This window comes from Halomonas sp. TH-94, assembly GCF_057473365.1.
This window is the reverse complement of record NZ_JBYCKL010000103.1, coordinates 1-9,028: the sequence shown is the minus strand read 5'-3', so window position 1 is coordinate 9,028 and position 9,028 is coordinate 1. Positions and strand designations below refer to the sequence as shown.

General features: G+C 59.8%; 7 protein-coding genes. 3 read left to right on the top strand and 4 right to left on the bottom strand.

From position 1 onward, the window contains the following. Positions 1–9: 9 nt before the first annotated feature. The 4 genes from gyrB to dnaA all read right to left on the bottom strand — a co-directional run bounded on the left by gyrB (position 10) and on the right by dnaA (position 6,339). Positions 10–2,430: a DNA topoisomerase (ATP-hydrolyzing) subunit B gene (gene gyrB, locus AC2VNO_RS17485; protein ID WP_486935320.1), complete on the bottom strand. Its 2,421-nt coding sequence runs from the start codon at positions 2,428–2,430 to the stop codon at positions 10–12. Between the two features lie 3 nt (positions 2,431–2,433). Then, positions 2,434–3,558: a DNA replication/repair protein RecF gene (gene recF / locus AC2VNO_RS17480; protein WP_486935319.1), complete on the bottom strand. Its 1,125-nt coding sequence runs from the start codon at positions 3,556–3,558 to the stop codon at positions 2,434–2,436. Between the two features lie 138 nt (positions 3,559–3,696). Then, positions 3,697–4,800: a DNA polymerase III subunit beta gene (gene dnaN / locus AC2VNO_RS17475; protein ID WP_486935318.1), complete on the bottom strand. Its 1,104-nt coding sequence runs from the start codon at positions 4,798–4,800 to the stop codon at positions 3,697–3,699. Between the two features lie 66 nt (positions 4,801–4,866). Continuing rightward, the gene (dnaA, locus tag AC2VNO_RS17470; protein WP_228580014.1) at positions 4,867–6,339 is read right to left on the bottom strand and encodes a chromosomal replication initiator protein DnaA; all 1,473 of its coding nucleotides are present in this window, start codon (positions 6,337–6,339) and stop codon (positions 4,867–4,869) included. 499 nt (positions 6,340–6,838) lie between these two features. Here dnaA and rpmH point away from each other — a divergent pair, with 499 nt between their 5' ends. The 3 genes from rpmH to yidC form a co-directional block, all read left to right on the top strand. Continuing rightward, complete coding sequence (rpmH, locus tag AC2VNO_RS17465; protein WP_010626003.1) at positions 6,839–6,973, top strand: 50S ribosomal protein L34; 135 nt, start codon at positions 6,839–6,841, stop codon at positions 6,971–6,973. Positions 6,974–6,986: 13 nt separating this feature from the next. Beyond that, positions 6,987–7,358, top strand: coding sequence for a ribonuclease P protein component (gene rnpA, locus AC2VNO_RS17460; RefSeq protein ID WP_228580015.1), 372 nt, complete (start codon positions 6,987–6,989; stop codon positions 7,356–7,358). Between the two features lie 117 nt (positions 7,359–7,475). Then, the coding region (gene yidC, locus AC2VNO_RS17455) for a membrane protein insertase YidC (RefSeq protein ID WP_486935317.1) at positions 7,476–9,028 on the top strand (1,553 nt) is incomplete at its 3' end.

The window sequence follows — 9,028 nt, the reverse complement described above, 5'->3', positions numbered from 1 at the left end:
CTGGTTTCTTCATACATCCAGGTTGGCCACCAGCGCGTTGCTCTCGATAAAAGCACGCCGCGGCTCGACCTCGTCACCCATCAACGTATTGAACATCATGTCTGCCGCCACGGCGTCCTCGATGGTGACGCGCAGCAGGCGGCGCGTCTCGGGGTCCATGGTGGTTTCCCAAAGCTGATCGGGGTTCATTTCGCCCAAGCCCTTGTAGCGTTGTACCGCGAGGCCGCGCTGGGCTTCGGCCATGAGCCATTCGAGCGCCTGGTAGAACGTACCGACCGTTTTCTTGCGATCGCCACGAGCTATATAGGCGCCCTCTTCAAGCAGCCCTTCTAGCGTTTCACCCAGGGCAGCCATGGCCCGATAGTCGGAGCTGGTAAAGAAGTCGATACCCCACACGTAATCGGTGCTGACCCCATGTGCCGTGAGCGTGACTGCAGGAAGGAAAAGCTCGCGTTCGGTGTCTTCTTCGATACGGAAGGTGTAACGCGGCCCGCCCTCGTAAGCGACCAGAGAGTCCATCTCCTCCTGGAGAAGGGCGATCCAGTTCTGCATGGTCACGCGATCCTTGAGGCTGGTTTCGCCATCAAGGCGGGCCGCGTGCACCACCTTGCGCAGCACCTCATTGGGATAGACGCGCGACAGCCTGTCGATGCGTTTCATGACGTCACGGTATTGGCTTACCAGCGTCTCGAGCTGCGCTCCGGTGACGGGCGGGGCATCCGGATTGACGTAGAGCCTAGCCCCGTCCATCGCCGTGGTAGTCAGGTAATCGACCAAGGCCTGTTCGTCCTTGAGATAGGTTTCCTGCTTACCACGCTTGATCTTGTAGAGCGGCGGTTGAGCGATAAAAACATGGCCGCGCTCGATGAGCTGTGCCATCTGGCGGAAGAAGAAGGTCAGCAGCAGCGTACGAATGTGCGAGCCGTCGACGTCTGCGTCGGTCATGATGATGATTGAATGATAACGCAGCTTGTCGGGATTGAACTCCTCGCGCCCTATACCGCAGCCCAGTGCGGTAATCAGGGTGCCCACTTCGGCAGATGAGAGCATCTTGTCGAAACGAGCCTTCTCTACGTTGAGGATCTTGCCCTTGAGGGGAAGAATTGCCTGGGTACGGCGATCCCGGCCCTGCTTGGCACTACCGCCGGCCGAATCGCCCTCTACCAGGAAGATTTCGGACAGGCTGGGGTCCTTTTCCTGACAGTCGGCCAGTTTTCCCGGGAGACCGGCAATATCGAGCGCGCCTTTGCGGCGCGTCATGTCACGGGCTTTTCGCGCCGCCTCGCGAGCCCGGGCCGCATCGAGCATCTTGTTGACGATCGATTTGGCGTCGTTAGGGCTCTCGATCAGATACTCCGAAAACAGACGGCCCATCTCCTGTTCGACGGCGGTTTTCACCTCCGAGGAGACCAGCTTGTCTTTGGTCTGGGAGGAAAACTTCGGGTCGGGAACTTTGACCGAGATGATCGCCGTAAGCCCTTCTCGCGCATCGTCGCCCGAGGTAGCTACCTTCGACTTCTTCAACAGGCCTTCGGCTTCGATGTAGCCGTTCAGCGTACGAGTCAGCGCAGCGCGGAAGCCTGCCAGGTGAGTACCGCCGTCACGCTGCGGTATGTTGTTGGTATAGCAGAAAATATTCTCGGAAAAGGTGTCGTTCCACTGCATCGCCACCTCGACCACCACCCCATCCTCCCGCTCGGATTCGAAATGGAAGACCGGGTTCAGTACTGTCTTGTTGCCGTTGAGGTGGTCGACGAACGCCCTGAGCCCGCCCTCGTAGTGAAACAGCTCTTCTTTTCCGCTACGCTCGTCGAGCAAGCGAATCGCCACACCTGAATTGAGGAAAGATAGCTCGCGAAGCCGCTTGGCCAGAATATCGTAGTGGAACTCTATGTTGGCAAACGTGTTCGGAGATGGCTTGAAGTGCACCCGCGTGCCGGTCTTTTCGGTCTTCCCCACCACGCCGAGCGGCGCCTGGGGCACGCCATGATGGTAGATCTGCTCGTGCACCTTGCCAGCGCGCCAGATCGTCAGCTTCAGCTCTTCAGATAGCGCATTGACGACCGATACCCCAACGCCGTGCAAGCCACCGGACACCTTGTAGGAGTTGTCATCGAACTTGCCGCCAGCATGAAGGACCGTCATGATCACTTCCGCTGCCGAGACACCCTCTTCCTCGTGAATGTCCGTCGGTACGCCACGACCGTTGTCGCTTACGGTAATCGACTCGTCGGGGTGGATGACAACTCGAACTTCGCTGCAGTAGCCGGCCAGGGCTTCGTCGATGGAGTTATCCACCAGCTCGAACACCATGTGGTGCAGGCCGGTCCCGTCGTCCGTATCACCGATATACATCCCGGGACGCTTGCGCACGGCATCCAGGCCCTTCAGAACCTTGATGCTCGTTGAGTCGTAAGCTTGCTCGCTCATTGACTACTCCGTGGTGAAATCTATCTGTGCCTCAGGCACTAGCTGCCCTGCTCCAGACGTCGCTTGTTTCACGTGAAACATTGCGATGGGCGTGTGAGTCTCCCATGGACCCACCAGGGCATCGTGTTCGACACTCGTGATAAATGCCTGACAGCGCATGGTTTCGAGCAGGCGGCAGAATACACGCCTGTGCTCGGCATCCAACTCTGCCGGCAAATCGTCGACCAAGTAGAGACAGCTGCGTCCCGTCGACTGCTCAAGCAACCTTCCTTGTGCTAACTTGAGCGCACTGACTACCAGTTTTTGTTGCCCGCGCGACAAGACCTCTACGGCGGGCCGCCGCCCCAGGCGTATCCTGAGGTCAGCGCGTTGAGGCCCATGCTGAGTGAAGCCCATCTGAAAATCCTGTATACGCCCCTGTTCGAGAACCTCGCCCAATGAGCGCTGCTTGTCCCAGCCACGGGAATACAGAAGGCGTAAATCCGGCAAATCGATCAAGCGGTTCAAGGTGTCCTGAAATACAGGCATGAAGCTTGCGATCCACTCACGGCGCAAGGTGTCGACTCGCTCTCCCCAATGCGCCAGCTCCTGCTCCCAGGCAGCGAGACTGCCTAGATCCATTCTATCATGCCTGAGAAGTGCATTCCGATGCTTCAGCGCCCGCCTGGCACGGCGCCAGGCGTCGTAGAAATCATGTTTCACGTGAAACACTCCCCAGTCGAGAAACTCACGGCGACCCGCCGGTGAGCCTTCGAGCAGGCGGAAAGCATCGGGATTGACAAGCTGCATAGGCAGGGTTTCGATCAGCTGCGCCACACGTGGCACACGCTCCCCGGCCAGACGCATTTCAAGCTCACCCGCTTCGCGTTGACGGCGCACTCCGATCGGCACCGGTGGCGTTCCGCCGAGGCGCGCAAACAGGGTCATTTCTGCGGCTTCGTGGGCAATTGCGTGCTTCAGCTGCCGCGTCCTAAAGGAGCGGCCCATGCCGAGGATGTGAATACCCTCGAGCAGGCTGGTCTTGCCGCTGCCGTTACGGCCCGTTATCAAATTGATGCCACTGCTCGGAGTGAAATCAAGCGCTTCAAGATTTCGCAATCCGGTGAAAGAGAGGCGCTCAATCAACATGTTACGCTGCGACTCGCGTAACGGAAGCCGGCCGCCTCGAAAGACGGCCGGGCACCTAAAGAACAGGCGTCGGAAACTGCTGCCTCAGGGCGGGGTCCGACCGAGCGTCGAGTCACGAACATCCCGGCGGTGCTTCCCTTAGAGGCGCATGGGCATGACGACATACATGGCATCACCGCCACCCGGCTCTTCCATCAAGGCGCTACTGTTGGAATCGGCGAGCGTCATCTGCACTCGATCCTCACTAATAACACTAAGAACATCAATGAGATAGCCAACGTTAAAGCCGATCTCCAGTGCATCTCCTCCGTACTCTACCGCGACATTTTCCTCGGCCTCCTCCTGCTCGGGATTATTGGCCATCACCTGCAGATTGCCTTCCTGAAGATGGAGCCGCACGCCGCGATACTTCTCATTGGAGAGAATGGAGGTACGGGAGAGCACCTGGCGCAGCTCGGCACGATCGGCAATGAAGACCTTGTCGCCACCACGCGGAACGACCCGCTCGTAATCGGGGAACTTGCCGTCTACCAGCTTCGAGGTAAAGGTGAAGTCGCCGGTATGAGCTCTCACATGGCTTGCGCTCAGCGTCAGAGTAACTGGCTCGTCGCTGTCGTCGAGCAGCCTCACGAGCTCCAGCACCCCCTTGCGGGGCACGATCAGTTTGCGCGCAGGTTCGACCTGGATCTCCGCCGGGCGCGAGCAGACGGCCAAACGATGGCCGTCGGTGGCCACGGTGCGGACGAGCCCCGCACGCAGTTCGAGCAGCATACCGTTGAGGTAGTAGCGCACGTCCTGCTGGGCCATGGCAAAGGAGGTCGAGTCGATAAGGTGCTTGAGCGTGCCACGCGGCAGACTGAGCTCAACGTCGCCGGCGCTGTCCTCGATATTCGGGAATTCAGCCACGGGTAGCGTCGACAAGGTAAAGCGAGAGCGGCCGCTGCGTAGCACGGCACGGCCATCTTCCAGGCTGAACTGCAGCTCGGCCTGGTCGGGAAGCGACTTGCAGATGTCCATCAGCTTACGAGCGGGCACGGTAACCGCACCTGGCACCTCGACCTGGGAGGCGGCCGTGCGACCGATGAGCTCTACCTCGAGGTCGGTTCCAGTGAGCGCCACCTGCTCCTGGTCGACCTGAATCAGCACGTTGGATAGCACCGGTAGAGTCTGGCGGCGCTCCACCACGCCAGCCACCAAAGCCAGCGGCCGTAGCAGCGCTTCGCGGGTAATGGAAAATCTCATGTCTGCTCCACGTCTAGTCCTGTAGATGGGTGTCGGGCATTGTTGTCAGACGTCCTGGTGAACCCGTCAGCTGGTCAACAGCCGAAGCAGGTTCTTGTAGTCCTCGCGGATATCGGCACTCTCCTCCTGCAGCGCCAGAACCTTGCGACAAGCATGCAATACCGTCGTGTGGTCACGCCCGCCGAAGGCATCACCGATTTCCGGCAGGCTATGGTTGGTCAACTCCTTGGCGAGCGCCATGGCAACCTGACGCGGCCGTGCCACGGAGCGTGAGCGACGCTTGGAGAGCAGATCGGAAAGCTTGATCTTGTAATATTCAGCCACGGTGCGCTGAATGTTGTCGACACCCACTTGCTTGTCCTGCAGTGCCAGCAGGTCCTTCAGCGATTCACGAATGAAGTCCTGGGTAATCGGCTTTCCCATGAAGTGAGAATCGGCGATGACCTTCTTCAGAGCTCCTTCAAGCTCTCGCACGTTGGAGCGAATCTTCTGAGCAATGAAGAAGGCGGCATCGTGAGGCAGGTCCACCTTGGCCTGGTCCGCCTTCTTCATCAGAATGGCGACCCGGGTTTCGAGCTCAGGGGGCTCGATGGCCACGGTCAAACCCCAGCCGAAGCGCGACTTGAGACGCTCCTCGACCCCGCTGATCTCTTTGGGGTAACGGTCGGAGGTCAGGATCATCTGCTGACCACCTTCAAGCAGCGCATTGAAGGTGTGGAAGAACTCTTCCTGGGAGCGCTCCTTGCCGGCAAAGAACTGGATGTCATCGATCAACAGAGCATCGACGCTGCGATAGAAGCGCTTGAAATCGTTGATCGCATTCAGCTGCAGCGCCTTGACCATATCCGCCACGAAACGCTCGGAGTGCAGGTAGACGACGCGGGCATTCTCGCGACGAGTGGCCAGCGCGTTACCCACTGCGTGCATGAGGTGCGTCTTGCCAAGGCCGACGCCACCGTACAGAAATAGCGGATTGTATGCGCCACCGGGATTTTCAGACACCTGACGCGAAGCCGCCCGGGCCAACTGGTTGGACTTGCCCTCGACGAAGGTTTCGAAGGTGAAGCTGGGATTGAGACCGCTGCTGTGCTTGAGGCTCCCCTCGACCTGCACTTCACGTTCGCCACCGGAGCGCCTTGTCGCAGCGCCCTCCTCGCGCATCTGGTCGATCTCTCTTTCATCGCCGACATCGCCCCGGGGCGGAACCTGAACGGCAGGTGCCAGGGGCGAGTGGGGATTGGCCGAGACAGGGGCTCCCAGCTCGCGCGGCTGCGTCTTGACTGCCGCCGCCCGGCGGCTGCCCACGGTCAGCACCACCCGCGGCGGCTTGGCGGGCGCCAGATCCCTGAGCAGTTCATTGATGCGCTTGGCATACTTGTCGCCGACCCAATCGCGAACGAAACGGTTGGGTGCCAGCAGACGCAGTTCGTTGGCATCCCCTTCTTCTGCCTGAAGCGGGCGGATCCACGTATTGAACTGCTGGGCGTTCAGCTCATCCTGCAGGTAATCCAGACACTGTTGCCAGAGAGCAAGAGACACTCGACCTCACCATACCCGTTGATGCGTGACCGGCCATTGTATCCTTCGCCCGACGGGTTATCCACAGCAGATCGAGACACGAACCCCTGTGGACAAAGGGGTCGTAAGTCGTGATGCACCACGCGAAGGAACAGGGCTCGACGATGAAGCGCCGGGCCCGCTACAGGCACTCACAGCCTGCACACTACTTACTCAAGCCTTTCCCACATAACGACTCACCGGCTAATCCTCTGTCGGTACGATATAAATGATGCTTATCAACAGTGTCGGCATACGGCAGCTGCCACTGCCGCATCAGGGTAACGCCATAGGATCGATGTGCCGGCACGCGTGGTGGCGTGCGGCTCCTTCTGCGCTCAGAACACGCGGAACAATTGCGTCGAGCAGCCGAAGTCTCTACAATTTCCGGTCTTGAACCGTATCTGCCCCTGGTTCCGATCGGGAATCAGGGCATTCCTGTAAGACGTTCCGTCAATAAACCACGTGGGAATCAAGAGTTATGAAACGCACCTTTCAACCCAGCGTTCTGAAGCGCAAGCGTGTCCACGGCTTTCGTGCTCGCATGGCTACCAAAAACGGTCGTGCCGTGCTGGCTCGCCGTCGCGCCAAGGGCCGCAAGCGTCTGAGCGCCTGATAGCGGATTGCGCGTGTCCGGTCATGGTTTCCCCAAACAGCTGCGATTGCTGACAGCCGGGGATTATCGATACGTTTTCGATCACGCTGCATTCAAGGTACATGGCAAGGGGCTGATGGCCCTGGCGTGCCCCAATGGACTGGACCACCCCCGCCTTGGCCTGGTCATCAGCAAGAAGAACGTCCGCAGGGCCGTGGATCGCAACTGCCTCAAGCGTGTGGCACGCGAATCCATACGCCTTCAACAGAGCTCGCTACCCGCCGTCGATATCGTTTTGCTGGCACGACGCGGCGCGAGTGAACTGGACAAGGCCACGCTGCATCGCCAGTTTTTTGGCATGTGGCGCCGCTTGGAGCGTGACGTCCGGAAGTCGATGACCAACTGACCGGATGCGGAGCCTCATCTCCGCTTCGATAGCCTGTCTAGACAGGCTATCGACTTTCCTACATGACAGCGGATCTCGTTCCAGCGGCATGTTCACTACCCACCGGGCAGAACCCTCATGGACGTAAAACGACTCCTATTGCTGATTCCTCTGGCCGTGCTTACCTACCTGCTGGTCGTACAGTGGAATCAGGATTATGGCCAGGTTGCTCCAGAGCCTGAGGCTCCTACCATCACCGCACCGGCCCCCGGTGACACCCAGGCGCCTGATGACGATGACCTGGCGGTGCCTGCCTCGCCCCAGGCGGAGCAGGAGATGGCTGGCGACATGCCGGCCGAGCCGGAGCAGCCGACAGGCACTCGCGACCTGATCGCCGTGGTAACCGATGTGCTCGATCTGCGCATCGACCCCCAAGGCGGAGACGTCGTTTATGCCGCCCTGCCCCAGCACCGCATGACGCTGGGCTCCGACCGGCCCTACGTGCTGCTCTCGGACAACGAGACCCGTAGCTACGTAGCTCGCTCGGGGCTTCAGGTGGACGGACATGGCGGACGCATCGGCTTCACCTCCGACAACACCAGCTACCGTTTGACCGATGGCGAAAGTCGTCTCGATGTCGACCTGCATGGTGAGGTCAACGGCGTCGACGTGATCAAGCGCTTCTCCTTCGAGCGCGGCAGCTATGCCGTCGAGGTCAACTACTACCTGGCCAACAATACCGAGGAGCCGGTCACCGCTCGCTTCATCGGCCAGTTGGCAAGGGACAACAGCCCCGACCCCTCCTCGGGTGTCGCGCTGGGCATGAGCTCCTATCTGGGCGCCGCCTACTCCTCGCCGGACGAGCGCTACCAGAAGGTCGACTTCGACGATATCCAGCGCGGTCGCTTCAACAACCGTGATTCGCAGGGCGGCTGGGTAGCGATCATCCAGCACTATTTCGTTTCGGCCTGGGCACCGCCTCAGAACCAGCAGACCCTGCAGTACGCCACCACCGATTCACGCAATCGTAACGTGGCGGCCTTCGCCGGACCGGTAACCACGGTGGCAGCAGAGGGCGAGGCACGTCTCGGTGCAACCCTCTACATGGGGCCCAAGGTTCAGGAATACCTCGAGCAGGTCGCGCCCAATCTGCGCCTGACCGTCGACTTCGGCTGGCTTTGGTTTATCGCCAACCCGCTGTTCTGGCTGCTCGATCAGATTCATAGCCTGATCGGCAACTGGGGCTGGTCCATCGTACTGCTGACCGTGCTGGTCAAGCTGGCCATGTGGCCGCTCTCCGCCAAGGCTTACAAGTCGATGGCCCGCATGCGCAAGCTGGGTCCGGAGATGCAGCGCCTCAAGGAGCAGTACGGCGACGACCGTCAGAAGATGTCCCAGGAGATGATGAAGTTCTACCAGAAGGAGAAGATCAACCCTCTGGGCGGCTGTCTGCCGATCCTCGTGCAGATGCCCGTGTTCATCGCCCTGTACTGGATGCTGCTGGAGTCGGTAGAGCTGCGCCATGCACCCTTCATGTTCTGGATTCAGGATCTGTCGATGAAGGACCCCTTCTTCGTCCTGCCGATCCTGATGGGTGTGTCGATGTACGTCCAGCAACTGCTCAACCCGACGCCTCCGGACCCCATGCAGGCGAAGAACATGAAGATGCTGCCCATCGTCTTCACCTTCTT

What these genes read in the sequence shown, in the direction of transcription:
- gyrB (WP_486935320.1), bottom strand. Translation starts at nt 2,430, where the DNA reads ATGAGCGAGCAAGCTTACGACTCAACGAGCATCAAGGTTCTGAAGGGC.
- recF (WP_486935319.1), bottom strand. Translation starts at nt 3,558, where the DNA reads ATGTTGATTGAGCGCCTCTCTTTCACCGGATTGCGAAATCTTGAAGCG.
- dnaN (WP_486935318.1), bottom strand. Translation starts at nt 4,800, where the DNA reads ATGAGATTTTCCATTACCCGCGAAGCGCTGCTACGGCCGCTGGCTTTG.
- rpmH (WP_010626003.1), top strand. Translation starts at nt 6,839, where the DNA reads ATGAAACGCACCTTTCAACCCAGCGTTCTGAAGCGCAAGCGTGTCCAC.